22 protein-coding genes and 1 riboswitch are annotated in these 26,283 nt (G+C 71.7%); of the genes, 13 read left to right on the forward strand and 9 right to left on the reverse strand.

Translation table 11 applies throughout. The annotated features are described in order from the left end of the window. The first annotated feature begins 27 nt into the window (after nt 1–27). The 3 genes from LE548_RS31935 (at nt 28) to LE548_RS31945 (ending at nt 2,495) form a co-directional block, all read left to right on the forward strand. On the forward strand, nt 28–882 hold the full coding sequence (locus tag LE548_RS31935) for an SDR family oxidoreductase (protein ID WP_225100491.1): 855 nt from the start codon (nt 28–30) through the stop codon (nt 880–882). Nucleotides 883–1,001: 119 nt separating this feature from the next. After that, nucleotides 1,002–1,961, forward strand: a complete 960-nt coding sequence (gene rarD, locus LE548_RS31940; RefSeq protein WP_225100492.1) for an EamA family transporter RarD — start codon at nt 1,002–1,004, stop codon at nt 1,959–1,961. A 66-nt stretch (nt 1,962–2,027) separates the two neighbouring features. Continuing rightward, nucleotides 2,028–2,495 (forward strand): VOC family protein, encoded by a 468-nt coding sequence (locus LE548_RS31945; RefSeq protein WP_225100493.1) that lies wholly within the window; start codon nt 2,028–2,030, stop codon nt 2,493–2,495. A 28-nt stretch (nt 2,496–2,523) separates the two neighbouring features. Here LE548_RS31945 and LE548_RS31950 read toward each other — a convergent pair whose 3' ends face one another. After that, on the reverse strand, nt 2,524–3,927 hold the full coding sequence (locus LE548_RS31950) for a tetratricopeptide repeat protein (protein ID WP_225100494.1): 1,404 nt from the start codon (nt 3,925–3,927) through the stop codon (nt 2,524–2,526). A 204-nt stretch (nt 3,928–4,131) separates the two neighbouring features. Here LE548_RS31950 and LE548_RS31955 point away from each other — a divergent pair, with 204 nt between their 5' ends. Beyond that, complete coding sequence (locus LE548_RS31955) at nt 4,132–4,719, forward strand: flavodoxin family protein (protein ID WP_225100495.1); 588 nt, start codon at nt 4,132–4,134, stop codon at nt 4,717–4,719. Nucleotides 4,720–4,725: 6 nt separating this feature from the next. Here LE548_RS31955 and LE548_RS31960 read toward each other — a convergent pair whose 3' ends face one another. The 4 genes from LE548_RS31960 to LE548_RS31975 all read right to left on the reverse strand — a co-directional run bounded on the left by LE548_RS31960 (nt 4,726) and on the right by LE548_RS31975 (nt 9,237). Continuing rightward, nucleotides 4,726–5,607 (reverse strand): ABC transporter permease, encoded by an 882-nt coding sequence (locus LE548_RS31960; protein WP_225100496.1) that lies wholly within the window; start codon nt 5,605–5,607, stop codon nt 4,726–4,728. After that, nucleotides 5,594–6,592: an ABC transporter ATP-binding protein gene (locus LE548_RS31965; protein ID WP_225100497.1), complete on the reverse strand. Its 999-nt coding sequence runs from the start codon at nt 6,590–6,592 to the stop codon at nt 5,594–5,596. Before LE548_RS31965 ends, LE548_RS31960 begins: the two co-directional genes overlap by 14 nt. A gap of 70 nt (nt 6,593–6,662) precedes the next feature. After that, on the reverse strand, nt 6,663–7,862 hold the full coding sequence (locus LE548_RS31970; RefSeq protein WP_225100498.1) for a DUF2092 domain-containing protein: 1,200 nt from the start codon (nt 7,860–7,862) through the stop codon (nt 6,663–6,665). Between the two features lie 364 nt (nt 7,863–8,226). Continuing rightward, complete coding sequence (locus LE548_RS31975) at nt 8,227–9,237, reverse strand: polyprenyl synthetase family protein (RefSeq protein ID WP_225100499.1); 1,011 nt, start codon at nt 9,235–9,237, stop codon at nt 8,227–8,229. Nucleotides 9,238–9,892: 655 nt separating this feature from the next. Further along, a riboswitch (cyclic di-AMP (ydaO/yuaA leader) is annotated at nt 9,893–10,069 on the forward strand. Nucleotides 10,070–10,074: 5 nt separating this feature from the next. Between LE548_RS31975 and LE548_RS31980 the strand changes: the two genes are divergently transcribed. Further along, complete coding sequence (locus tag LE548_RS31980; protein ID WP_225100500.1) at nt 10,075–10,569, forward strand: transglycosylase SLT domain-containing protein; 495 nt, start codon at nt 10,075–10,077, stop codon at nt 10,567–10,569. Nucleotides 10,570–10,680: 111 nt separating this feature from the next. On the opposite strand, the gene LE548_RS31985 is transcribed toward LE548_RS31980, so the two are convergent. From LE548_RS31985 to LE548_RS31995, 3 genes are all read right to left on the reverse strand, one after another. Beyond that, a complete protein-coding gene (locus LE548_RS31985; protein ID WP_225100501.1) occupies nt 10,681–11,493 on the reverse strand; it encodes an HAD family hydrolase in 813 nt (270 codons plus the stop codon). 123 nt (nt 11,494–11,616) lie between these two features. Then, nucleotides 11,617–12,819, reverse strand: a complete 1,203-nt coding sequence (locus tag LE548_RS31990) for an FAD-dependent oxidoreductase (RefSeq protein WP_225100502.1) — start codon at nt 12,817–12,819, stop codon at nt 11,617–11,619. A 120-nt stretch (nt 12,820–12,939) separates the two neighbouring features. Then, nucleotides 12,940–14,184 (reverse strand): ATP-grasp domain-containing protein, encoded by a 1,245-nt coding sequence (locus LE548_RS31995; protein ID WP_225100582.1) that lies wholly within the window; start codon nt 14,182–14,184, stop codon nt 12,940–12,942. Between the two features lie 281 nt (nt 14,185–14,465). Here LE548_RS31995 and fahA point away from each other — a divergent pair, with 281 nt between their 5' ends. The 8 genes from fahA to LE548_RS32035 all read left to right on the forward strand — a co-directional run bounded on the left by fahA (nt 14,466) and on the right by LE548_RS32035 (nt 24,124). Beyond that, nucleotides 14,466–15,683: a fumarylacetoacetase gene (gene fahA, locus LE548_RS32000; RefSeq protein ID WP_225100503.1), complete on the forward strand. Its 1,218-nt coding sequence runs from the start codon at nt 14,466–14,468 to the stop codon at nt 15,681–15,683. A gap of 486 nt (nt 15,684–16,169) precedes the next feature. Continuing rightward, nucleotides 16,170–17,108 carry a M56 family metallopeptidase gene (locus tag LE548_RS32005; protein WP_225100504.1) on the forward strand — a complete coding sequence of 313 codons (939 nt, stop codon included), beginning with the start codon at nt 16,170–16,172 and terminating at the stop codon, nt 17,106–17,108. Nucleotides 17,109–17,240: 132 nt separating this feature from the next. Beyond that, the gene (locus LE548_RS32010) at nt 17,241–18,032 is read left to right on the forward strand and encodes a GntR family transcriptional regulator (RefSeq protein ID WP_225100505.1); all 792 of its coding nucleotides are present in this window, start codon (nt 17,241–17,243) and stop codon (nt 18,030–18,032) included. A gap of 45 nt (nt 18,033–18,077) precedes the next feature. Continuing rightward, on the forward strand, nt 18,078–18,305 hold the full coding sequence (locus tag LE548_RS32015) for a ferredoxin family protein (RefSeq protein WP_030180763.1): 228 nt from the start codon (nt 18,078–18,080) through the stop codon (nt 18,303–18,305). Nucleotides 18,306–18,320: 15 nt separating this feature from the next. Next, nucleotides 18,321–19,664: an ABC transporter substrate-binding protein gene (locus LE548_RS32020; RefSeq protein ID WP_225100506.1), complete on the forward strand. Its 1,344-nt coding sequence runs from the start codon at nt 18,321–18,323 to the stop codon at nt 19,662–19,664. Further along, nucleotides 19,661–20,575 carry an ABC transporter permease gene (locus LE548_RS32025; RefSeq protein WP_225100507.1) on the forward strand — a complete coding sequence of 305 codons (915 nt, stop codon included), beginning with the start codon at nt 19,661–19,663 and terminating at the stop codon, nt 20,573–20,575. The genes LE548_RS32020 and LE548_RS32025 overlap by 4 nt, the downstream gene beginning before the upstream one ends. Beyond that, on the forward strand, nt 20,559–21,347 hold the full coding sequence (locus LE548_RS32030) for an ABC transporter ATP-binding protein (RefSeq protein WP_225100508.1): 789 nt from the start codon (nt 20,559–20,561) through the stop codon (nt 21,345–21,347). The genes LE548_RS32025 and LE548_RS32030 overlap by 17 nt, the downstream gene beginning before the upstream one ends. An 11-nt stretch (nt 21,348–21,358) precedes the next feature. Next, nucleotides 21,359–24,124, forward strand: a complete 2,766-nt coding sequence (locus LE548_RS32035; protein WP_225100509.1) for a fumarate reductase/succinate dehydrogenase flavoprotein subunit — start codon at nt 21,359–21,361, stop codon at nt 24,122–24,124. Between the two features lie 34 nt (nt 24,125–24,158). Here LE548_RS32035 and recQ read toward each other — a convergent pair whose 3' ends face one another. Continuing rightward, nucleotides 24,159–26,147: a DNA helicase RecQ gene (gene recQ, locus LE548_RS32040; protein ID WP_225100510.1), complete on the reverse strand. Its 1,989-nt coding sequence runs from the start codon at nt 26,145–26,147 to the stop codon at nt 24,159–24,161. Nucleotides 26,148–26,283: the final 136 nt, after the last annotated feature.

The following is a 26,283-nucleotide window of genomic DNA, read 5'->3' on the forward strand; positions in this document are numbered from 1 at the left end:
ACGCACCCCAGAAGGAGATGGCACACCATGAGCATCGTCGTCACCGGAGCCACCGGACACCTCGGCACGCACGTGATCGAGGGCCTGCTGGAGAAGGTCCCGGCCGAGCAGATCACCGCGGTCGTCCGCGACGAGGCGAAGGCCGCGCCGCTGGCGGCGCGCGGGGTCCAGCTGGCCGTCGCCGACTACGACACCCCGGAGTCCTTCGACGGTGTGTTCTCCGCCGGCGACAAGGTGCTGCTGATCTCCGGCAGCGAGATCGGCAAGGACCGTGTGGCCCAGCACAAGGTCGTCATCGAGGCGGCCAAGGCGGCAGGGGTGGCGCTTCTCGCCTACACCAGCGCGCCGGGCGCCCTGACGGCCGCGCTCGCCGACGACCACCGCGGCACCGAGCAGGCGCTGCTCGCCTCCGGCCTGCCGTACGTACTGCTGCGCAACGGCTGGTACAACGAGGTCTTCGCCGAGAACCTGGGTCCGGTCCTGGCGCACGACGCCGTCACCCACGCCGCCGGCGAGGGCCGGGTCTCCTCCGCCGCCCGCGCCGACTACGCGGCCGCCGCGGTCGCCGTCCTGACCGGCGAGGGGCACGAGAACACGACGTACGAGCTCGGCGGCGACGTCGCCTGGAGCTACGCGGAGTACGCGGCCGAGCTGAGCCGGCAGACCGGCCGGACCATCGCCGTCAACCCGGTCTCCGTCGACGCCTACGCGGACATCCTCACCGGCGCCGGGCTGCCCGAGCCGCTCGCGCGGATCCTCGCCGGTGTCGACGCCTCCATCGAGAAGGGCGAGCTCGTCGTCACCAGCGGTGACCTCACCCGCCTGATCGGCCGCCCGAGCACGCCGATCGCCGAGTCGATCGCCGCCGCGCTGAAGGGCTGACCCGCACGGCCCGCTCCACCCCGGCCGTCATGACCGTATGCCAATACGGGCATGACAGCCGGGGGTGCCTGGGGCTACCTTCTTTCTCGCGCGCGTGTCACGAGCAAGAAGGAGGGGCCGTGAGCGGGACGACCGACAGCTCCGGGAACCAGGACCGGGCAGGCCTGCTGAACGGCTTCGCCGCCTATGGCATGTGGGGGCTGGTCCCTCTGTTCTGGCCGCTGCTGAAGCCCGCCGGGGCGGTGGAGATCCTCACCCACCGCATGGTCTGGTCCCTGGTCGTCGTCGCCGCCGCGCTGCTCTTCATACGGCGCTGGGCCTGGGCGGGCGAGCTGCTGCGGCAGCCGCGCCGGCTCGCGCTCGTCGCCGTGGCCGCCGCCGTCATCACCGTGAACTGGGGCGTCTACATCTGGGCCGTGAACTCCGGCCATGTGGTCGAGTCCTCGCTCGGGTACTTCATCAACCCGCTGGTGACCATCGCGATGGGCGTGCTGCTGCTGAAGGAGCGGCTGCGGCCCGTGCAGTGGGCGGCGGTCGCGACCGGTTTCGCCGCCGTCGTCGTCCTGACCGTCGGCTACGGCCGCCCGCCGTGGATCTCGCTCACCCTCGCCTTCTCCTTCGCCACCTACGGCCTGGTGAAGAAGAAGGTCGGCCTCGGCGGCATCGAGTCGCTGGCCGCCGAGACCGCGATCCAGTTCCTGCCCGCGCTCGCCTATCTGCTGTGGCTCGTCGCGCACGGCAAGTCCAGCTTCGTGAACGACGGGACCGGACACGCCGCCCTGCTCGCTTCCACCGGCCTGGTCACCGCGCTGCCCCTGGTCTGCTTCGGCGCGGCGGCGATCCGCGTACCGCTGTCCACGCTGGGCCTGCTGCAATACCTCGCCCCCGTCTTCCAGTTCCTGCTCGGCGTCCTGTACTTCCACGAGGCCATGCCGGTGGAGCGCTGGGCCGGGTTCGCACTGGTCTGGCTGGCGCTGATCCTGCTCACGGGCGACGCACTGCGGACGGCACGGCGGACGCGGGAATCGGTGATCGTGGCGCGTGGAGGGAAGACGGAGTCCGCGGCGGTGGAGGCCTGACGGACTGTTCACGCGGGGCGGTTCGCACGGGGCCGTTGTCAGTGCCGCGCGCTATAAGTGGCGACCATGTCGACACAGACGCCCACGCCCCTGCACTGGAAGCTCGTCATCGACGCGGCCGACCCGCACGCCCAGGCCGACTTCTGGGCCGCCGCGCTGCACTACACGGCCGAGGACAACAGCGCCCTCGTCGAACGGCTGCTGTCCGCCGGCGCGCTGCCCGCCGAGGCCACGGTCGAGTACCACGGCCGCCTCGCCTTCCGTGACCTGATCGCCGTACGACACCCCGACGACCCGTACGACCCCGAGACCGGCACCGGGCTGGGCCGGCGCCTGCTCTTCCAGCGCGTCCCGGAGCCGAAGACCGTCAAGAACCGCCTCCACCTCGACCTGCACGCCGGCCCGGAGCGACGCGCTCAGGAGGTGGCACGGCTGGAGGCACTGGGCGCCCGGGTCGTACGCGAGGTGAAGGAGCCCAGCGGGGAGTGGGTGGTGCTGACGGATCCGGAGGGGGGCGAGTTCTGCTTGCAGTGAGTCCCGCGAAGTCCGGTGCGGGGCGGGGTTACGGCTGAGTGGCGCGGGCAGCCCGGTCGGTCAGGCGGACCATGCGGGCGCGGGCGGACTCCAGGGGCCGTGGATCATCGGCGGCCGGACCGGGCTCGGCGCTGAGGTCCGTCCACAGCTCGATCAGGTCACGGCCCAGCCGCAGGCCCTCCTCGGGGTCACGCACCGCACGCCAGGCCGTCGCCGCGCTCTGCATGTTGCCGTAGGCGGCCTCCGTGTCCCGTGCCTGGCGGCGCAGCCGGGCGAGGTCCAGCGACTGCCGGCAGGCGCGGACCGGTTCGCCGCCCAAGTAGGCGATGTAGGCGGACAGTTCACGCAGATGCAGCACCTCGGCGTGGCCGGGGCCCAGCACGGTGGCCGCCTCCGCGACCGTGCGCTCGGCGAGTTCGGCCGCCGCCTCGATACGGCCCGCCCGCACGGCCTCGTTGATCCGCGTCATCGGCTCGGTCAGCAACTCGGCCCCCTCCGCCGTCTCGGTCACGGGCCCGTCCCCGAGCACCTCCTCGGCAACGGCGTCGAAGCCTCGGGCGGGGGTGTGAACGGGGCCGGAACCGATGGGCTCGTCGGCCTCGCCGAGGCTCATCCCGGGGACACCGAGCAACGCGAAGCCTGTCTTGGGGGCGTCAGCCTTCGGGGCGTCAGCCTTCGGGGCCTCGGACTTCGCGGCCTCGGACTGCGTGGCCTCGGACTGCGTGGCCTCGGGCTTCGGGGCCTGGGACTTCGGGATGACGGCCTTCGTGGCGCCGATCGTGGGGACGTCGGTCCCGGGGGCGTCGGACTTCGGGGCCTCGCTCCCCGGAATGTCAGTGCCGGCCGCCGGGGCCGGAGACGCCGCCGGGGCCGGAGACGCCGCCGGGGCCGGAATCGCAGCCGGGGCCGGAGACATGACCGGCGGGGGACCGAACTGCCCGGTCGGCATCTGTACGGTCCCGGCGGACATGGCCCCCCGCTCCCGCACCGAAGCCCCGCCGGCCTCACCTTCCGCCGAAGCCCCGCCTGCCACGCTCTCCGGCGCGGCCGCGTCCGCCTCTCCTCGCGAAGCCACTCCCACCATGCCCTGTTCTTCCCCCTGAGCCGCGCCCGCTCCACTCGTCGGCTTTCCCGGCGGAGCCACCCGGACCGGCTCCCCCGCGACCCGGCTGGAGCCGTCCGCCGAGACCTCCAGGGGAACCATGAGGCCCGCCCGGTCGTCCTGGATCGTGGCACGTATGGGGGCGCCGAGGCTGATGGCGAGGCGCTGGAGGTGGTTCAGGACCGCCTGCTGGATCTTCTCGCCCGGCGCCGGGGTCACCGACGTCCCGCCCACCGACGCGCCGTCCGCGTCGAACACCCGGACCGGTACCACGGCCGGATGCGCCGCGGGCTGCTGCGCCCGCTTCTTCTCGAAGCTCAGTCGAGACATCGGTTTTCCCTCACTCCCCCGGCGTCGCGATCCGGTCGTACGCGTCCTGCCCACCAGTGTGTCCGCTCCCCTCGGCTTCCGCGTCACCGCACCGTCACAGCCTCGCACCAGCCGCACGCGGGAACCCCTGGAGGAAATTGCTTGCGTGTGCATAAAATGCACACGCCTTTATTCGGGATACGACAGCACTCCCCTGGGGGACCAATGAGCCGCCGCTTCCTCTTCCTGCTCGGCAGCGCCCGCACCGAGGGCAACACCGAACTGCTGGCCCGCGAGGCGGCCGAGCAGCTGCCGGCTAACGTCGAGCAGCGCTGGATCCGCCTCGCCGAGCACCCGCTGCCCGACTTCGCGGACCTGCGGCACGACACCGAGCACATACGGCCGCCGCACGACAGCACCACCGGCCTGTTGCTGGACGCCACCCTCGCGGCCACGGACATCGTGATCGCCTCGCCCCTGTACTGGTACTCGGTGTCCGGCCTCACCAAGCGCTACCTCGACTACTGGTCGGGCTGGCTGCGCACCCCCGGCCTGGACTTCAGGGCGACCATGGCCGGACGCACGCTGTGGGGCATCGCGGCGCTGGCCGACCGCGAGCCGTCGGTCGCCGACCCGTACGTCGGCACGCTCAACAACTCGGCCGCCTACTTGGGCATGCGCTTCGGCGGGGTCCTGCTCGGCAACGGCAGCGGGCCCGGTGACGTACTGCGGGACACCGAAGCGCTCACGCGCGCGAAGACGTTCTTCGCCGAGGACGCGCCCCTCGCCCGCTTCCCGTACCAGAGCGCTTGAGGGCGTCTATGCGCTGATGTCCTTCGTCGTGAACCTCGCCCAGGCCGCCGAGCCGAACACGGCCGCGTACAGCGCCTGGAGGCCGAGGTTCTTCACCAGGTCGTCCCAGTACACGGGGTCGCGCATCAGGTCGGCGAAGGACAGCCAGTAGTGCGAGAAGAAGTACGGCTGCAGCGCGTGCAGTTGGGGTATCTGGTCGAGGATCTGGACGGTGATGACCAGGCCCACCGTGGTCGCCATCGCCGCGATGCCGCTGTTGGTGAGGGTCGACACGAACAGACCGAGGGCCGCCACGCCGATCAGTGAGGCGGCGACGACCAGGGCGATCAGCAGCGCCCGACCGAGTCCTTCGGCGAAGCTGATGCGGGTGCCGGAGATCGTCATCAGATCGCCGAGCGGGAACAGCAGCGCGCCGACGGCCAGCGCGAAGACGGTGACGACGAGTGTGGCGAGCAGACAGAAAGCCATCACCGTCGCGTACTTGGTGAGCAGCAGTCTGGTCCGGCCGGCCGGGGCGACCAGCAGATAGCGCAGGGTGCCCGCGCCCGACTCGCCCGCTATCGCGTCACCCGCGACGACACCGACGGCCATCGGCAGGAAGAACGGCAGCGTCGCGGCCAGCGCCGTGAACACCAGGAACAGACCGTTGTTGGTGATCTGCCCGAGGAACGCCGGGCTCCGGTCGCCCTGGCCGACCGCCGAGCCGCCCCGCGTCTCGATCTTCACCGCGATCCCGACCAGCACCGGCACCGCGGCCAGCACCCCGAGCAGGGCAAGCGTGCGCCAGCGGCGGACCGTCGTGATCAGCTCGCTGCGCAGCAGCCCGAACGTCCACAGCGGACTCGGCCGCCGCAGGACCGGCTCGTGGGCCGCCTCAGCCCGCGACATCGAAGCCCTCCCCCGTCAGTGCCACGAACGCGTCCTCCAGCGAGGCCCGTTCGAGCGTGAAGCCGCGGACCCGCACGCCCGCCGTGACCAGGGCCGCGTTCACCTCGGCGAGGTCCCGCGCGGGCGGGTCGCCGGTGACCCGGTCGCCGTCGGCGCCGACGTCCCCGACGCCCTGTTCCTTCAGCACCCGGGCCGCCTCGGCCGCGTCCGGGGTGATCACCACCAGCCGGCCGCGCGCCCCGGCCGCCAGGTCGGCCACCGCGCCCTGGGTGATGAGCCGGCCCTGCGCCATGACCGCCGCGTGCGTGCACACCTGCTCGATCTCGTCGAGGAGGTGGGAGGAGAGGAAGACAGTCGTGCCGTCAGCGGCCAATTCCCTGATCAGGGTGCGGATCTCCCGCATGCCCTGCGGGTCGAGGCCGTTGGTGGGCTCGTCCAGGACGAGCAGCCGGCGCGGCTGGAGCAGTGCGGCCGCGAGACCGAGGCGCTGCTTCATGCCGAGCGAGTACGCCTTCGTCTTCTTGCCGGCGGCGGCCGCGAGGCCCACCCGGTCCAGGACGGCGGCGACGCGGGCGCGCCGGGTGCGCGGGTCGGCGGTCGGGTCGGCGGCGTCGTAACGCAGCAGGTTGTCCCGGCCGGAGAGGAAGCCATACAGGGCGGGGCCCTCGATGAGCGCGCCGACCTCGGGCAGCACGGCACGGGCCGCCCGGGGCATCGGGCGGCCCAGCACGCTCGCCGTGCCGGCGGTGGGCTCGATCAGGCCCATCAGCATGCGGATGGTGGTGGTCTTGCCCGAGCCGTTCGGTCCGAGGAAGCCGAAGACGCTGCCCGCCGGAACGGTCAGGTCGAGGCCGTCGACGGCGAGCTGTCCGCCGCCGTAGCGCTTGGTCAGGCCGCGGGTGGCGATGACGCTCGCCTCCGCCTGCCCGGGGGCCCGCTCCCGCGCGTCCCCCGCCTCGCGCTCCGTGGCGGACAGTCCGTCCATCGGCTCCCCCTCGATTCGTGCTCCCGTGAAGAGTCAACGCACGGTAACGGCCCGTAGTGCCCGGACCGGGTCACTTTCCTGCGTCGGCCGCCTTCACCAGGGCGGACTTGGTCACAGCGCCGGCGTAGACCTTGCCGTCGTCGGTCATCAGGACGTTGATCAGGCGGGTGGAGAAGACCGTGCCTTTGCCGAACTTGCCGGAGACCTGGTCGCCGAGTGAGCCGAGGAAGCCGCTGAGGTCACCGGCCTTGGAACCGCCCGTCGGCAGACCGCCCTTGGAGCCGGTCTCGAAGGTGGCGATGGACGTCCAGCCCTTGCCGAGGACGGTGCCCTTGTCGTGCCCCGGGGTGAAGTCCTCGCCGCGCTTGACCGCGTGCTCCCGGTCTGCGCCGTCCTTCTTCTGCTCCGTCACCTTCGCGCCCTTGGGCGGGGTGAAGGCGAAGGTGGACGCGGAGGGCTTGGCGAAGGAGACCTCCGTGAAGCCCGCGTCGACGACGGCCGCGCCGCCGCTCTTCGGGGTCAGCGTGAACTTCAGCGGCATGCCCGTCTTCGAGTCGACGGCGATGCTGATCGCGCCGACCGTGGTGCCGGACTGGCGGGGCTTGATCAGCAGCTTGTAGGCGGCGCGGCCGGCGACCTGCTCGGTGCCGTCGACAGTGACGGACGTGGTGTCGTCCACCGCCTTCAGCGCCTGGTCGGCGAAGTCCTTGGGGGTGGCCGGGGGCTCGGTCTTGTCCTTGCCGGAGTCGGCGGAGGTGCCGTGGAAGACCGAGTTGGTCTTGCTGTCGTAGCCCCAGACGTTCGTGCCGTCGTGGATGAGGCTGTACTCGGAGCCGCTCTCCAGCAGCGACACCTTCTGCTTGTCCGGGCCATCGGTAGCGACGCGCAGTGTGTGCGTGCCGGTGACCAGTTCGGTGAGCTTGGCCTGGGGGTCGGCGGAGGAGCCCTCGCCGGAGCCCTTGCCCGCCCCGGAGACCAGGCTGCTCTCCAGGCCGCCGAGGTTCGGCAGGCCGAGGTCGGTGCTGATCTTCACCGTGCCGGACAGCTGCTGCACGTCCGACTTTGCGATCTTGTCGATGAGCTGCTTGGCGGTGATCTTGGGCAGGTCGGGGTCGCCTGAGGCGGCGAGCGCCGGGACCAGCCCGATCGTGGCCGCCGCCACCCCCACCACCGCGACCGGGACCGCGTACCGCGCGGCCTTGCGGCGTCCGCTGTGCGGGTTCTCGTCCCGCACGGCGTCCACTGCGTCGTCGGATTCGTACGGTGCCATGTGTGCCTTACCTCCGTCGTCGGCGGCGGCTGTCCTCACGCTGGTCCACCCTGAGCCGCCATTCTCACCCGAATCGGTGAGGAGTGGTGATGTCCGTGTTCTCCATCTCATCAAACCGGCCATGAAGAAGCGTCAGACCACGGAGCCAACTCCATGTACGACTGCGGTATGACACGCGGGGGTGACGGCTTCCGCGACCCCTAGGGGGCCGGACGGATCGCACGAATGCCGTACGCCGTCGTACGGCCGCCTGCCCGCACGGGCACCCGCACGCGCCGCACGGCCGGCCGCCGGAGGCACGTTGCGGACACGTCAGGTCGTGGACACGTCAGCCAATGCTGCCGCAGAGCCGGTGTCAGGGGCGTCAGCCCGCGCGGTGCACCACGGCATCGCACAGCTCCTCCAGCGCCCGCTTGGCGTCGCAGTCCCGCAGCGGGGACAGCGCGGCCCGGGCCTCGTCCGCATACCGCACGGTGTCGCGGCGGGCCTGCTCCAGCGCCGGGTGGGCGCGCAGCGCGGTCAGCGCCTCGGCGTGCCGGGCGTCGTCGCCGAGGTCGGAGTCCAGCAGCTCGCACAGCGCGAGGTCCTCGGGCAGCCCCAGCCGGGCCGCGCGCTCGCGCAGCCGGAGCACGGGCAGGGTCGGGATGCCCTCGCGCAGGTCGGTGCCCGGGGTCTTGCCGGACTCGTGCGAGTCGGAGGCGATGTCCAGGACGTCGTCGGCGAGCTGGAAGGCGACACCGAGCCGCTCGCCGTACTGGGTGAGGACGTCGATGACCGTCTCGTCGGCGCCCGACATCATCGCGCCGAACCGGCACGCGACCGCCACCAGGGAGCCGGTCTTGCCGCTGAGCACGTCCAGGTAGTGCTCGACCGGGTCACGGCCGTCGGAGGGGCCGGCGGTCTCCAGGATCTGGCCCGTGACCAGCCGCTCGAACGCGAGGGCCTGCACCCGGACCGCCTCGGGCCCGAGGTCGGCGAGGATCTGGGAAGCGCGGGCGAACAGGAAGTCACCGGTGAGGACCGCGACGGAGTTGCCCCAGCGGGTGTTGGCGCTGTCCACACCGCGCCGCACGGCCGCCTCGTCCATGACGTCGTCGTGGTACAGCGTGGCCAGATGCGTCAGCTCCACGACGACGCCCGACGGCACGATTCCCGGCGCGTAGCGGTCGCCGAACTGGGCCGCGAGCATCACGAGCAGCGGCCGGAACCGCTTCCCGCCGGCCCGTACCAGGTGCTGCGCGGCCTCCGTGATGAACGGAACCTCACTCTTGGTGGCTTCGAGCAAGCCTTCCTCGACAGCCGCCAATCCGGCCTGGACATCGGCTTCGAGAGCCTGGTCCCGCACGCTCAGCCCGAACGGCCCGACGACGGTCACGAGGGGTCTCCTGTCTGCTGGTGTCTGCTGGCGATTACACGGTTTGTCGATAGGTCGCTGCCATCACTCAAGTCAGCGTATCCGGTCCTGTTTCGATCACCGATAGCGCCCACCGGTCCAGCCCGGGTGGTATTGGATCATGGCCGGTATGCGCAAGATCGGACGATAAGAACGGACATCTATCGACTTAACAGGAAGCCTTGCGCTTTGTCGCGAACCCGGGGGGCGAGCGGAGTAACGCCTCCACCCCACCCCGCACACGCCCGCGGACATACACGACAACGACGGGCATCGCGTCACGGGTTCCGGGAGGCATCCCCAGGTCACCCCCGGGTCACCCCCAGGCCGCCCGCCGGCCACCTCACACCCACCTCTCACCCCGACCCCGGAATCCGCCAAGTCCGATTTGACAGGGTTTGCTATTTCGTGAGTTGGGTCACGCTCCCCCATCTGGCATCCCAGCCGCCGGGCACCCTCCCTCCCCTTGCCCGGTCGGCCAGTTGGGCGTTGGCAACCGCAAAGGATCAAGTACCCCATAGGGCACAGATCAAGGTCAAATGGTGCGTTGTGTGATTCCAGCACTTGTTCCCGACATGTGCTCTCGCATACGTTCCGGGCCGTCGGGCGGACGCCGAATCCTGCCGCCGCCCGCATAACCATCCACGAACCCATTTCGTACGGCAGGAGCGGGGGACCCAGGTAAGCCGCCGGACCGGACGACACGCGTCGCACGGAACGGCTAGGGGTGAAGCCGTGCCTTCTCGCGAAGGTACGGCCGGGCACCTCCCCGCCCGAACCCGACAGCTCACCTCGCAGGCGACGGAGAGGAACATCCCCATGCGTGCTGCCGCTCGTCACCGCCGCCCCCGGGCCAACCGCCTCGCCCGCACCCTCGCCGTCGTCGGCACCGGTGCCGCCGTCCTCGCCCTGCCGCTCATCGGCGCCACCAGCGCCTCCGCCGCCCCGGCGAAAAAGGCCACCAAGGTGTCCTCCACCACCCGTGCCGGGTACCCGAACAACCTCAACGGCTGGATCCGCGAGTCGCTCGCGATCATGGCCCAGAAGGGCATCCCGGGCTCCTACCACGGCATCTACCGCAACATCATCCGGGAGTCCTCGGGCAACCCGTGGGCCATCAACAACTGGGACTCCAACGCGGCCCGGGGCATCCCGTCCAAGGGCCTGCTCCAGGTCATCGACCCGACCTTCAACGCGTACCACGTGGCCGGCACCTCGTTCAACATCTACGACCCGGTCGCCAACATCACCGCGGCCTGCAAGTACGCCGCCGCGCGCTACGGCTCGATCGACAACGTCCACAGCGCGTACTGACAGCCGCACGGCGGTCGCTCTGACAGCGGCACCGCGGTCGCCCCGACGACAGCCCGGCAGTCGCCCTGACAGCGGCCGGGCGGTCATCGGACCGTCGGAGTCGCGCGGCCGTCAGCCGGCCGGGAAGAGTCGTTCGAGGACCACGGCGATGCCGTCGTCCTCGTTCGACGAGGTGATCTCGTCGGCCACCGCCTTGAGTTCCGGGTGCGCATCGGCCATCGCCACCCCGCGCCCGGCCCACTCGAACATCGGGATGTCATTGGGCATGTCCCCGAACGCCAGCGCCCGTTCCGGCGCGATCCCCAGCCGGTCGGCGGCCAGCGCCAGCCCGGTCGCTTTGGTCACCCCGCACGGCTGGAGCTCCACGGTCCCCGGCCCCGACATGGTGACCGTCGCCAGCGAACCCACCACCGCGCGCGCCACGGCCGCCAACTCGTCGTCGGACAGGGCCGCATGGCGCAGCAGCACCTTGCTGATGGGCCTGCGCCACAGGTCGTCACGCCGGCCGACCCGCACTGCGGGCAGGGTCGGGTGCGGCATACGGTACCCGGGCTCGATCAGTGTGAGCCCGTCGACACCGTCCTGGTCGACAGCGGCGAAGACCTCCCCCACCTCCGCCTCGATCTTGCCGAGCGCCTCCTCCGCCAGTTCCCGGTCCAGCCGCACCGACCACAGCAGCCGGCCCGCCGCCGCGTCGTAGACTTGCGCGCCCTGCCCGCACACCGCGAGCCCCGTACAACCGAGGTGCGCGAGCAGCGGCCGTACCCGCGGGGCCGGACGGCCCGTCACCACCAGGTGGCGCGCACCGGCGCGCACCACCCGCGCGAGCGCGGCGAGCGACCGGCCGGAGACCGTGTCGTCGCCGCGCAGCAGCGTTCCGTCCAGGTCAGTGGCGATCAGTGCATATGCGGGGGAGGCTGCCATGATCAGAGAATACGGATGCGACGCCGGTCCGACTCATCTTGTCGTGCTGCGTACTTACGTGCTCATCACCCCCAAGTGGTGTGTGTCGTCCTCCTGTTCGCGGTGCGGTGGCCGGCGCGAGCGTCAGCCGTGGGCCGCGGCAAGGTGTCGCGCCAGACGCGGGGAGGCGAACTCCGTGCCGCAGACGAACCGCATCACCGGGCCGTACGACGACGACGCCGGCAGGCCCGTGAAGTACAGGCCGGGCACGGAGGAGACGCAACCGGGGCCCAGTTTCGGCGTGCCGCGGCTCACCGCGAGCCGGGTGCGCAGTCCGTGGCCGAGGAAGTCCATCGCCGCGACGGCAACGCGGTACCCGGTGGCCGCGATGACGTGGTCGGCGGTGAGCCGCTCGGTACGGCCGCCATGGGTGCGGACGGTGAGGACCGGGCTGCCGTCCGGCGCCTCGGCGCGCACGATCCGCTCGACCTCCTGCACCTGTACGGCGCTCTCGAAGCGCTCACGCAGCCACCAGGCGCCGAGCGGTCCGAGGACCCGGCGGACCAGGAAGTGGCGGGTGGGCTCGGGCAGGTAGCGGTAGGGGTGCGGGTAGTAGCTGAGCGCCCACAGCGACCAGGCGCGGCCGAAGGGGGACTCGGGGCGCAACCGCGGCTGCTCCCACGGCGGGGCGCCGAAGGCGACCCGGCCGCGGCCGCGCGCGACCACGCGCACGCGTGCCCCCGCCTCGGCGGCGAGCGCCGCCGTCTCCAGCGCGGACTGACCGGCGCCGACGACGATCAGCTCCTTGCCGGCGAACCGGCCGAGGTCGTGGTGCTGGGAGCTGTGCGAGACCGGGCCGGTCGCGGCGGGTCCGTCGGGCGCCGCACCCGCCAGCTCCAGCGGCAGGTGGGCGAGGCCGGACAGGCCGGTGGCGACGACGACCGCGCGCGCGGTGAACAGCTCTCCGGAGTCCAGCTTGAGTTCGAAGCCGCCGCGCGCGTCACGGTCGACGGAGACGACCCGTACCCGCTCCAGTCCGGGCAGCAGCTGCTGCTGGAACCACTCGCCGTAGGCGATGAACGTCTCCACCGGGATGATGTCCTCGTCGCTGACCAGGCGGCGGATCCCGGCCGCCGCGCAGAAGTCGGCGAGGGTGTGGCCGGGCTGCGGGCAGTCGAGGCTGGAGGCGGCGGGGGTCGATTTCAGGAGCATGCCCTCGGGCATGTGCGCGCGCCAGCTGACCATGGGGTCGCCGAAGACGCGGACGGGGATGCCGCGCGCGCGGAGATGGGCGGCGGTGGACAGGCCGTACGGCCCGGCGCCGATGACTGCAACCGGTCGAGTCACGAAGTCCCTCCCCAGGACACGGTGCGCCACGCGTGGTGGCCTTGCCTACTTCGTGGATGCCTACGTCGTGGACGCCTGCTTCGCGGGTCCCTGCTTCGCGGATGCCTGCGTCGTGGACGCCTACTTCGTGGAGGTGCCGCTGCCGCGGCGGTTGGTGCGCCACAGCTGATGGAGGTGCTTCGCGCCCGGGCGCACGAAGCGGGCGAGCATCGTGAGGAACGGCAGCGGGTCGTCCCCCGCGAACCAGGCTAGCTCCGTCCCGCTCGCCCTCGCCGGCGCGTGCGGCGTCGTATAGCCGCTGCGGCGGTAGGCGAGGAGGGCGGGCAGGTCGATGTTCTCCACGATGTAGCGGTGGCCGGCGCGCTGTTCCCCCTCCGGTACGGCGCGGCCGGTGAGATCGAGATGCAGGGCGCGTACGACGTCCACCCCCGACTCGTTCTCGAAGAGCCGGAACTGGGCGCCCATGCGCGGGTTGAAGTCCAGGAGTTTGTACTGTCCGTCGCGCCGGTCGAAGCGCAGGTCGAGGTCGATGATGCCGCTGAAGCCGATCTGTTTGATGAAACGTGCGGCAAGGTCCGCGAGTTCCGGGTTGTCGACGACGTACGCGTTCGCCGTCATGCCGGCGTGCGGCGGCCACGAGCGGACCTTCACACCGGTGAACAGCGCGCGCGGGGTGGAGTCCGGGCCGAAGCAGGCGTGCACGATCCAGTCCTCGGCCTCCTCCCGGGGCAGATACTCCTGGAGGATCACGCCCGGTTCCTCGCCCCAGTCACGGGCCAGGCTGAGCAGACCCTCGCGGGTGGCGATGCGCGTGGTGCCGTTCACCGCGGGCCGCCGGCGCCGTACGAACGCCTCGCGGTTCTTGGCCACCACCGGGAAGCGGGCCGTGCCGGCGAAGGCGACGACGTCGTCGTACGACTCCGGGAACACGGCCGCCGGACTCGCGACGCCATGCTCGACGCACAGTTCGTGCAGCCCCTGTTTGCTCGCCAGCCGGCGCGGCAGCGCGGGGTCGACCCTCGGGAAGAGAAAAGATCCGGCCAGCTCGTCCTGGTGCTCGGCGATCAGGACGGCCGCCTCTTCGTCGGTCGGTATCAGGACGGTCGGGCGGCCTATCCGGCGCCCGACGCGCAGCAGGCCCTCGACCAGGTGGCCCGGCTCCTCCGCACCGGTCGTCGGCCACACGAACGCCTTCTTCAGATAGCGCGAGGAGGCCGCCGGCGTGTACGGATCCTCGGTGATGGCGTACATGGGCACGCCGAGGCGGCCCAGACTGCGGATCGCGCCGACCCCGCCGTGATGCAGCGGATAGTCGCCGAACTTGACGATGAGTCCCGGCACGTCACGGTCCGCCTGGAACGGCACACTGACGGCGTCTCCGGCCACGGGTCCCCCCACGTGTCCCCCCCAACGGAACGGATCCGGCCCGTCCGTGTCCCCAAAGGACGCTAAGCCGGAATTGCCCCCTCCGACAAGACCTTTCCGGACATTGCGAACCCTTTAGACCTCGTGCGAGCAACCATTCGAGCACACGCCGAGGCACCCCCTGGTCTCTGCCCAAGACATGCATCACGGCCGTAACGTGTGGCGCGATCACATGGAACGCATTGCCATGCATGGCCCGGATGAGAGTGAGGCAGCACCTCATGCCCCCCTTCGACGTCCCCGAGGACGACCCCTTCGGCCCGCACAACCTTCCCTATGGCGTGTTCTCGCCCTCCGGCAGCAGGGAGCGGAGGGTCGGCGTCCGGCTCGGGGACCATGTCCTCGACGCGGGCGCCGCGGCCGCCGCCCTCGGCTCGTCGCACCAGTCGCTGCTGGCCCGCCCCGTCCTCAACCCCCTGCTGGCCGCTGGCCGCACGGTCTGGTCCGAGGTACGGCGCGCAATCACAGCCTGGGTCACGGATCCCGCGCACCGCGCGGCCGTGGAGCCGCTGTTCCACCCCCTGTCCGAGGTGACCCTGCACCTGCCCTTCGAGGTCGGGGACTACGTCGACTTCTACGCCTCGGAGAACCACGCGCGTAACGTCGGCCAGATCTTCCGCCCGGACGCCGCGGACTCCCTCACCCCCAACTGGAAGCATCTGCCGATCGGGTACCACGGCCGCTCCGGCACGGTCGTCGTCTCGGGCACGGACGTCGTACGGCCGTCCGGGCAGCGCAAGGGCCCGGGCGACCCGGCACCCGTGTTCGGCCCGTCGATCCGGCTGGACATCGAGGCCGAGGTCGGCTTCGTCGTGGGCGTCCCCTCCGAGCTGGGCAGGCCCGTCGCACTCGGCGACTTCCGGGACCACGTCTTCGGCCTCTGTCTCCTGAACGACTGGTCCGCGCGGGACATCCAGGCCTGGGAGTACGTCCCCCTCGGGCCTTTCCTCGGCAAGTCCTTCGCGACCTCGGTGTCGGCGTGGGTCACCCCGCTGGAGGCGCTGGAGCACGCGCGCGTGGCCGCGCCGGAGCGCACACATCCCCTGCTGCCGTACCTCGACGACTCGGCGCCGGGCATCGAACCGGGCGGCTACGACCTGCGGATCTCCGTGGCGATCAACGGCCAGGTGGTCTCCGAACCCCCCTTCTCGACCATGTACTGGACCGCCGCCCAGCAACTCGCCCACATGACGGTGAACGGCGCCTCGCTGCGCACCGGCGACCTCTACGGCTCGGGCACGGTGAGCGGCCCCGAGGAACGCCAACGCGGCTCCCTGCTGGAGCTGACCTGGAACGGCCGCGAACCCCTCGAACTCCCCGACGGCAAACGGGCCTTCCTGGAGGACGGCGACGTGGTGACCCTGTCCGCGTGGGCCCCCGGCCCGGACGGATGCCGGGTCGGGCTGGGCGAGGTGAGCGGACGGATCGTGACACGCTGACCCCCTCCCGGGTCTCCGGTCGCCCGCCACACTCGCCGGCCGGGGGCGGCCACGGGCACCCTGGCAGCCCCCTGACCGCCCCGCCCGGCCACGGCGACGGCCCGACGGCCTCGCCTGACGACCCGGGCGGGCCGGCCGGGCGGGCCGGGCGGGCGGGCCGGGCGGGCCGGGCGGGCGGGCCAGGCGGGCCGGGCGGGGCGGGCGGGCCAGGCGGGCCGACAACTCGCCCTGGCCTGGCACGGGCAGACCTGCCGGCAGTACGGCAGTTGGCCGCCGACCTGGGCCGCGCCGGAGCAGTTGCGGCCGCCATCGGCGTTCACGCGCGCGTGGCCGGTCGCGAAGCGGATCGTCCCCGACACCTGACTCGTGCCCCCGGTTTTCGTCATACTGGCGGGGACACGCACCACACGCGACACGCATCCGCGTGACGCACCCTCGGCACCACCCGCCCCGCACACCTCTCCGACCAGGAACCGGAGCCCCGGCATGACCGTCTGCCTGCTCCTGCTGAGCGTCGTCGCCCTGACGGCCGCCCTGCCGGCGCCGCGCGCGCTGACCCGCGCCGCCTGGCCCGAACGGGAACCCGTGGTCGCACTGTGGGTGTGGCAGTGCCTGGTAGCCACCGTCCTGCTGTGCTGCCTGGCCGCGCTGATCCTGGGCACTGCGGCTGTCTTCCACACCGTCCGCGACCGCGTCTTCGCCCCGGCGCCGCCCTCGGTCACCGCCGCGTACGACCTCTCCGCCGCACCGGTGTGGGCCACCACCCTCACCCTGCTGCTGGCCTTCGGGGCCGCCTGGACGACGGCGATGCTGGCCCGGGAGCTCGTCGAGGCCCGCCGCAGGCGCGGCAGGGCCCGCGCACAACTGCGTGAGCGCGCTCCCGATCTGCCGGCCGGGCTGCCCGCGGCGCGCGGCCCGATGCTGGTGCTGGAGGACGAGTACCCGGACGCCTGGTGGATGCCGGGGCACCCGCCGCAGCTGGTCGTCACTACGGGTGCGCTACAGCGCCTCACCGGCCACCAGCTGGACGCCGTCCTCACCCACGAACGCGGACACGCCCGAGCCCACCACGACTGGCTCCTGCATCTGTCCACCGCGCTCGCCACAGGCTTCCCGCGCGTGCCGCTCTTCGCCCACTTCTGCGCCCAGACGCACCGGCTGGTCGAGCTGGCGGCCGACGACACGGCGTCCCGTCGCTGCGGACACCTCACCACAGCCCTCGCGCTGATCGAGCTGAACCAGCACCGGGGCGTCCTCTCCTGCGACTCCAGCCGCCGCCTGCTGGGCGAGCGCGTGGACCGCCTCCTGGAGCCCCCGCCACGGCTGCTGCGCCGGCACCGGGCCCTGACGACGACGGTGGCCGCCTTGGTTCCGCTGCTGCCCCTGCTGATCACCTTCGCCCCGGGACTGACGGCACTGACCTGACGGGCCCCCAGGTGGCAGATCTTCCCGAACGAAAAGGAAAACCCGCAGCTCAGCGACGTATCCGACGCCCCCTCACCTGGCGCAACACTTCGGCAACACGACTTTCCCTACCGCATCGGTATGGTTCCAGCCATGCCTCCCGCCGATCGCCCCCGAGACCACGCCGGTCAGGGCGCCGCGACCACCGTCGCCGCCCACCGGACGCGTCGTCGGCTGCGCGCGGACCGGGCCCGGCAGCTCGCCGACCTCCTGCGCCGCCAGATCATCGGCGGCGCCTTCCAGGAAAGTCCCCTCCCGCACGAGTCGACCCTCGCCGCCGACTACCGCGCCTCCCGCAACACCGTCCGCCAGGCCCTGGACCTGCTCCGGGCCGAGGGCCTGGTGGAGCGACTGCCCGGCGTCGGCACCGTGGTCGTCGCCCGGAAGTACCCGCACGGGCTCGACCGTCTGATGGGCCTCGCGGAAACCCTCCGCGAACACGGCCGCGTCACCAACGAGGTCCGCACCATGGGCCCCGCCCCCGCCCCCGCCCCGGTCGCCGACCGCCTCGGCGTCCCGGCCGGCGCCGACGTCCTGTGCATCGAACGCCTGCGCCGCCTCAACGGCCTTCCCCTCTCACTCGACCTCACCTACATCCCGCTCGACCTCGGCACCGCCCTGCTCGGCGCCGACTTGGAGAACACCGATGTCTTCCGCCTCCTGGAAGCCATCACCGGCCAGCGCCTCGGCCACGCCGAGATCACCCTGGAGGCGGTGAACGCGGACGCCCACTCCGCCGCCGTCCTCCAGGCCCCGCGTGGCACCGCCGTACTGATGCTGGAACGCCTCACCCACCTCGCCGACGGCCGCCCCGTCGACCTGGAGTTCATCCGCTTCCGCGGCGACCGCATCACCATGAGCGGCCTGCTCCACCGGTCGCTGTAACCGGCCGCCGCAACCGCCCCGCCCGCACGTTTCCTGGAGACAGCCATGCCCTTGGCGCCCCAGCGGGCCGACGTGCCCGTGACCATCGACGAGTCGAAGTGCATCGACGGCTGCACCCTCTGCGTGGACATGTGCCCGCTGGACTCCCTCGCCATCGACGACAGCACCGGCAAGGCGTACATGCACGTCGACGAGTGCTGGTACTGCGGTCCGTGCGCGGCCCGCTGCCCCACCGGCGCCGTCACGGTCAACATGCCCTATCTGCTCCGGTGAGAGGCCCGAACTCCCGTGAAACGCACCGCGCTTGCCCTTACCGCCGCTCTTCTCCTCCTCCCGCTGACCGGCTGCGTCGGCAGCGCCGAGGCCGGTGACGGCAAGAACGTCACCATCACCATCGGCTATCAGTCCAAGACCATCAACACCGTCACGGCGGGCACCCTGCTGCGCTCCCTCGGCTACTTCGAGAGGGACCTGAACGCCCTGCACGACGGCCACACCTACAAGGTCGACTGGCAGGACTACGCCACCGGCGCCCCGATCACCGCCCAGATGACCGCTGGAAAGATCGACATCGGCTCGATGGGTGATTTCCCGCTGCTGCTGAACGCGGCCCGCGGCAAGCAGCTCGGGCGGCCCACCCACCTGGTCTCGGTGACCGGCTACAACCTGCGCGGCGGCCTCAACACCGTGGTCACCGCGCCCGATTCGACGCTCACCTCACTGAAGGATCTGAAGGGCAAGAAGGTCTCCACGAGCATCGGCTCCGCAGCCGACGGCACGCTCGTGCGGGCCCTGCAGCGTGTCGGCATCGACCCGGACAAGGACATCTCCAAGATCAACCAGCAGCCCGCCGTGGGCGCCTCGGCGCTCTCCTCCGGCAGCGTGGACGCCCTGTCGCAGTTCGTCGCCTGGCCTGGCCTGCTCGCCTACCAGGACAAGGCGAAGGCCCTGTACGACGGGGCACAGCTGAACCTGCCGACCTTCCACGGCGTGACCGCCCGCGAGGACTTCGCCCGTCGGCACCCGGCGGTCCTGGAGGCGTTCCTCAAGGCCCAGGCCGAGGCGACGGACTACCTCAACGCCCACCCTGTCACCGCCGCGGAGAAGGTCGCCCAGGCCACCGGTCTGCCCGCCGAGGTGGTCTACCTCTACAACGGCGCCCACGGCATCGCCACCTTCGACCCGGCGGTCAAGCCTCAGCTCGTCTCCGCTCTGAAGCAGGACGTGTCCGTGCTGAAAGCCGCCAAGCTGACCGGCGACATCGACGTGGACTCGTTCGTCGACGACCAGTACGTGAAGAAGGCCCTTGGCACCTCCTACACCAAGCGGCTCACCGCCACGCCCGTGCCGGCCACGAGCGAGGTGTGGGCCAAGGGCAGTGACAAGACCGTCTCCTTCAAGTCCGCCCGGGAGCTGCTGGCGTACGTGGCCCAGCACCAGGACCGCATCCGTGGCGCCTACGTGCCTGACGCCACCACCGGCACGCTCTGGTTCGCCGAGAAGGCCGTCTGGGTGACCGACGGCGAGCAGCTGCTGCCCTTCGTCACCCCTGCGACCGCGCAGGCCTATGTCACCGCCCACGGCGGCGCCCGCGTCGTGTCGTATCGCGAAGCTCTGGGACGCGCCTCATGACCCGGCTGCCCCTTGCCCGGTATACGCTGCGCACCGCCTCCCTGGCCGCCTTCCTCTGCCTGTGGCAGCTGCTGACCGGCCTCAAGGTCGACCTGTGGCTGCGCTTCTCGCAGTTCCCGACGGTCACCGAGGTCGCCCGCGCCTTCGCCGACCGGCTCTCCGGCAGCGACTACTGGACCGACCTCACCGACAGCCTCACCCGTATCCTCACCGGCTTCGCGCTGGCGGCAGTCCTGGGCGTGGCGACCGGCGTGCTCGTCGCCCGCTCGCGGCTCGCCGAGGACCTGCTCGGTCCGGTCCTGGAAGTGATCCGCCCGATCCCTGCGATCGCCCTCGTCCCGGTCGCGATTCTGCTCTTTCCTTCCAACGAGCAGGGCATCGTCTTCATCACCTGCACCGCCGCCTTCTTCCCCGTGCTGGTCTCCACCCGGCACGCCGTCCGTGCGCTGACCCCCGTCTGGGAGGAAGCGGTGCGCACCATGGGCGGTGGACGGCTGCGGATCCTCGGGTCGGTCGTGCTGCCCGGCGCGCTGCCCGGCATCTTCGGCGGGCTGTCGGTCGGCATCGGCGTGTCGTGGATCTGTGTGATCTCCGCCGAGATGATCTCCGGCCAGTACGGGGTCGGTTACCGCACCTGGCAGGACTACACGGTGGTGAACTATTCCGGCGTCTTCGTCGGCATGGTCACCATCGGCGTCCTCGGCTGGGTCACCTCCACGGCCGTGGAACTCCTCGGCCGGCGCCTGACCCGCTGGCTGCCCCGCACCTCGTACATCCCCACTGGCCGCACCCGCGTGCCCCGGCCTACCGTCACCCCCGTCCGTGCCGACCGCAAGGCCGAGCATCACACCCAGCCCGAGCAGCAGGGCCACAAGGACACCGAGGAGGCCCACGATGAGCACCTCGTCTGAAACCGTCACCGCTCCCGTCGCGCCGCTATCGGGGGCCGTACGCGGCACCCGGCTCACTTTCCGTTCCACCGTGCTCGGCCGCCCGGACGCGCCGGTGCTGTACAACGTCGACCTGGATGTCGCTCCCGGTGAGATCCTCACCGTCGTCGGCCCCTCCGGCTGCGGAAAGTCCACGCTTCTGCGCACCCTCGCCGGGTTGCTGCCTGCGCTGGGCGGCACGGCCGAGGTGGACGGCAACCCGCTGACCGGGCCGTCGGCCGACCGTGCGCTGGTCTTCCAGGAGGACGCACTGCTGCCCTGGCGCACCTTGCGCGGGAACGTCGAGCTTCCACTCGCCATCAGCGGCGTACCGCGCGGTGAACGCCGTGCCCGGGCCGAGTCCTTGCTCGAACGGGTCGGACTCAGCGCGCAGGCAGGACAGTTGCCGCACCGGGTGTCGGGCGGGCAGCGCCAACGTGCCCAGTTGGCGCGCGCGCTGGCCGACAGCCCGCGGGCGGTCCTCATGGACGAGCCTTTCGGCGCCCTCGACGCCCAGACCCGCTCCGGCATGCAGGACCTGCTGGTGGAGGTGCTCCGCGGCACGGGGGCAACCGTCGTCTTCGTCACGCACGATGTGGACGAGGCCCTCTTCCTCGGCGACCGCGTGGCCCTGCTCGGCTCCGGCCGAGTGGTCGCCGTACGCGACGTCCCCGGGCCCCGCGACCGTGGCGCTGTGGACGACCCGGCCCGCGCGGCCCTGCGCCGCGACATCCTCACCTCTCTCGGCTCCTGAAAGGCACCCCGGTGACCACCCCCGCCACCACTCCTCCGGAGATTCCCGCCGTCACCGACGCCGAGGAGCTGACCTGCGACGTCCTCGTCATCGGCGGCGGCACCGCCGGCACCATGGCTGCCCTGACCGCCGCCGAGCGCGGCGCGGACGTCCTGTTGCTGGAGAAGGCCCACGTCCGTCACTCCGGCGCGCTGGCCATGGGCATGGACGGCGTCAACAACGCGGTCGTCCCGGGCCGCGCCGAACCCGATGACTACGTCGCCGAGATCACCCGCGCCAACGACGGCATCGTCGACCAGTCCACCGTCCGCCAGACCGCCACGCGTGGTTTCGCGATGGTGCAGCGGCTGGAGTCGTACGGGGTCAAGTTCGAGAAGGACGAGCACGGAGAGTACGCGGTCCGCCAGGTCCATCGCTCCGGCTCGTACGTACTGCCGATGCCAGAGGGCAAGGACGTCAAAAAGGTCCTCTACCGGCAATTGCGGCGGCGCGAGATGCGGGAGCGGATCCGGATCGAGAACCGGGTGATGCCGGTCCGGGTCCTGACCGCCGAGGGGCGGGCCGTGGGCGCCGTCGGCTTCCACACGCGCACGGGCGCCTTCGTCACCGTCCGCGCGGGCGCCGTCATCCTCGCGACCGGCGCCTGCGGCCGGCTCGGCCTGCCCGCCTCCGGCTACCTCTACGGCACCTACGAGAACCCCACCAACGCCGGTGACGGATACGCCATGGCCTACCACGCGGGCGCCGAGCTGACCGGCATCGAGTGCTTTCAGATCAACCCGCTGATCAAGGACTACAACGGCCCGGCCTGCGCCTACGTTGCCAATCCCTTCGGCGGCTACCAGGTCAACCGGTACGGCGAGCGGTTCGTCGACTCCGACTACTGGTCCGGGCAGATGATGGCCGAGTTCGCCGCCGAGGTCGCGGGCCCCCGCGGCCCGGTCTACCTCAAGCTCAGCCATCTCCCCGAGGAGTCGGTCTCCGCCCTGGAGTCGATCCTGCACTCCACCGAACGCCCCACCCGGGGCACCTTCCACGCCGGACGCGGGCACGACTACCGCACCCACGACGTCGAGATGCACATCTCCGAGATCGGCCTGTGCGGCGGCCACTCCGCCTCCGGCGTCCGCGTCGACGACCACGCCCGCACGACCGTCCCCCGTCTGTACGCCGCCGGGGACCTCGCCTGCGTCCCGCACAACTACATGATCGGCGCGTTCGTCTTCGGCGACCTCGCGGGCGCGGACGCCGCCCAGTACACGGCGTACGAGGGCGAACTTCCCGCGGACCAGGTGCGCGAGGCGCACGAGCTGATCTACCGCCCGCTGCGCCACCCGGACGGTCCGCCGCAGCCCCAGGTCGAGTACAAGCTGCGCCGCCTCGTGAACGACTACGTCGCACCGCCGAAGTCCGGAGCGCGGCTCTCCCTCGCCCTGGAGGCCTTCGAGCGGATGCGCGCCGACATCGCCGCCATGGGCGCCCGCACCCCGCACGAGCTGATGCGCTGCGCCGAGGTCACCTTCATCCGCGACTGCGCGGAGATGGCCGCCCGTGCCTCCCTCGCCCGTACCGAGTCCCGTTGGGGCCTCTACCACGAGCGTCTCGACCACCCCGGCCGCGACGACGCCTCTTGGTTCCACCATCTCGATCTGCACAAGTCCCCCTCTGGTGCCATGGAGTTCACGGCGCGTCCCGTGGCTCCCTATCTGGTTCCGGTCGAGGAGTTCGCGCCCGTCGGCGGTCCCTCCCGACGGATCGGCGAAGTCCGTCCGGAGCACGTGGCCACGGCCGGGCCGCGTGAGGTGGCGCCGGTCGCCGCAGGACCGGCCTCTGCGCGTGCCGACGTCTCCGGCGAACGGGCCGACACCCAGGGCACCGCCTCGCCTCGGCTCCTCCAGCTGCTGGAGCTGGCCGAGACGGAGCCCGAACTTGTAGCTCTGCAGCCCTACTTGGCGGACACCGATGCGGCTGTGCGCCGTACGGCCGTCTCGGTCCTCACCGAGACCGTGCCGCCCGGCACCGGGCAGGCCCTGGCCGGTGCCCTCGCCGATCCCGATGCCGAGGTCCGCGCGGCCGCCGTGGCCTCGTTGCGCGAGATCGTCGAGACCCTGGCGCCCGAACCCGCCCTGGGCGCAGCCCTCACCGGTGCGCTCGGCCAGGCCGATCCGGTGGTCCGGGCCGCCGCGCTCGATGTGCTCCGCGCCCTGCGGCTCGGCGAGGCCGGTGTGTTCGCGGCGGCGCTGGCCGACCCCGACGTCGGCGTCCGCACCGAGGCCGTACGGGCGCTGGTCTCGGTCGACGCTGTCCGGCCGCTGGCCGGTGCCGCGGACGATCCCTCCCGGGAGGTAAGAGTCGGCGTGGCCAAGGCGCTGGCCACCGTCGGCCCGGCGGCGCCGACGGCGGCCGACCAGCAGCTGCTCACGGCCACGCTGGACCGTCTCACCGAGGACCCCGATGCCCTGGTACGCGGTGCCGCACTCGGTGCGCTGGCCGGCACCGGCTGCCCGCCGTCCCTCGCCGCCCGCGCCGTGGCCGCCCTGTCCGACCCGGCCTGGCAGGTCCGGTCCGGCGCCGCCACCGCGCTGTCAGCCGGGGCCGCCGACGTCGCCGTACCCGCCCTGGCCAAGGCCCTGGCCGACCCCAACGCCGACGTGCGCAAGGCTGCCGTACTCGCGCTGACCCGGCACCGTGCCACGGCGGAGGCCCGCGCGGCTCTCGCCACGGCGACGGCCGACTCGGACGCGGACGTCAGGGCCTACGCGGCGAGGGGGCTGTGACGCTCGCTCCCCCGGATCGCCCCGGACGGGCCCGCTATATCCAGTCCTCCGGCTCCGGTTCCTCGTCGGGCTCCGGCCAGTCGGCATCGGATACGGCCCCGGCGGCCGGGGCCGGGCCCGACGGACTGTCCAGGGAAGCCAGCACCGCCAGCACGCCCTCCCCGTATGTCGCCAGCTTCTTCTCGCCGACGCCGCTCACCGTGCCCAGCTCGCGCACCGAGGTGGGTCTCAGGGTGACGATCCCGCGCAGGGTGGCATCGTTGAAGATGAAGTACGGAGGGACGCCCTGCTCACGGGCCTGTTCGGTGCGCCAGGCGCGCAGGGCCTCGAAGGCGGGCACCAGTTCGTCGGGCAGTTCGGCCGCGGCTGCCTTGGCCTTGCTGCCGCCGGACGCGCCGGCCGACCGCGACCGGGCCATGGCCGGCTTCTCCGGCTCCTTGCGCAGCGGCACCTCCCGCTCCTGCCGCAGCACCGAACCGCTCGCCTCGGTGAGCACCAGCGTGCCGTACTCCCCCTCGACCGCGAGCAGTCCCTGGGCCAGCAGCTGCCGGATGACGCCCCGCCACTCGGCCTCGCCGAGGTCCGTTCCGATGCCGAAGACGGACAGCTGGTCGTGGTCGAACTGGATGACCTTGCCGGTGCGCTTGCCGAGCAGGATGTCGACGATCTGCACGGCGCCGAACTTCTGCCCGCGCTCGCGCTGCAGCCGTACCACTGTCGACAGCACCTTCTGCGCGGCGACCGTGCCGTCCCAGGTCTCCGGTGGGGTGACGCAGGTGTCGCAGTTGCCGCAGCCCGCCGGATCGGGGTCCTGGCCGAAGTAGGCCAGGAGCTGGCCGCGGCGGCACTGGGCCGTCTCGCACAGCGCGAGCATGGAGTCCAGATGGGCGGAGGCACGGCGGCGGAACGCCTCGTCGCCCTCGCCGGACTGGATCAGCTTGCGCTGCTGTATGACGTCGTTCAGTCCGTACGCCATCCACGCCGTGGACGCCAGTCCGTCCCGGCCCGCGCGGCCGGTCTCCTGGTAGTAGCCCTCGATCGACTTGGGCAGGTCCAGGTGGGCGACGAACCGGACGTCCGGCTTGTCGATGCCCATGCCGAAGGCGATGGTCGCCACGACGATCAGGCCGTCCTCGCGCAGAAACCGGGACTGGTGGGCGGCGCGCGTGCCCGCGTCCAGGCCCGCGTGGTACGGCACCGCCTCGATGCCGTTGGCGGTCAGGAACTCCGCCGTCCGCTCGACCGAGTTGCGTGACAGGCAGTACACGATGCCGGCGTCGCCGGCGTGCTCCTGCCGGAGGAAGGCGAGCAGCTGCTTCTTCGGGTCGGCCTTGGGCACGATCCGGTACTGGATGTTGGGCCGGTCGAAGCTGGCGACGAAGTGGCGGGCCGTCGGCAGGTTCAGCCGCCGGGTGATCTCCTCGTGGGTGGCGCGGGTGGCTGTCGCGGTGAGGGCGATCCGCGGGACGTCCGGCCAGCGCTCGCCGAGGAGAGACAGCGAGAGGTAGTCGGGGCGGAAGTCGTGGCCCCACTGGGACACGCAGTGCGCCTCGTCGATGGCGAATACGGAGATCTTGCCGCGCGAGAGCAGGTCGAGCGAGCTGTCCAGGCGCAGCCGCTCCGGGGCCAGGTAGAGCAGGTCGAGCTCGCCGGAGAGAAATTCGGCCTCGACCAGGCGGCGCTCGTCGAAGTCCTGCGTGGAATTGATGAAGCCGGCGCGGACGCCGAGGGCGCGCAGGGCGTCCACCTGGTCCTGCATGAGCGCGATCAGCGGGGAGATCACCACACCCGTACCGGGTCTGACCAGGGCCGGGATCTGGTAGCACAGCGACTTGCCGCCGCCGGTCGGCATGAGGACGAGGGCGTCGCCGCCGGCCACCACATGCTCGATGATCGCTTCCTGCTCGCCCCGGAACGCCTCGTATCCGAAGACCCGGTGCAGCGTGGCCAGCGCCTCGCTGTCGGCCGCGCCCGGCCCCTCGGTCACCTGTGGCATCTCGCTGATCCCGCCCGTCGCTTCCATGGTCCTGTCCCCCGCCGGTCCCCCGTGTGTCGTCTCTCGACCGCTTCCTCCACGATAGGGGCCCGCACCGACAGCCACGAAGTTATCCACAGGCTCGCCCCGTTCCCTGGGCCGTACAGGCCGCTGCCCGGCACCC

It is taken from the genome of Streptomyces sp. CoH27, assembly GCF_020181035.1.
GTDB lineage: Bacteria > Actinomycetota > Actinomycetes > Streptomycetales > Streptomycetaceae > Streptomyces > Streptomyces camelliae.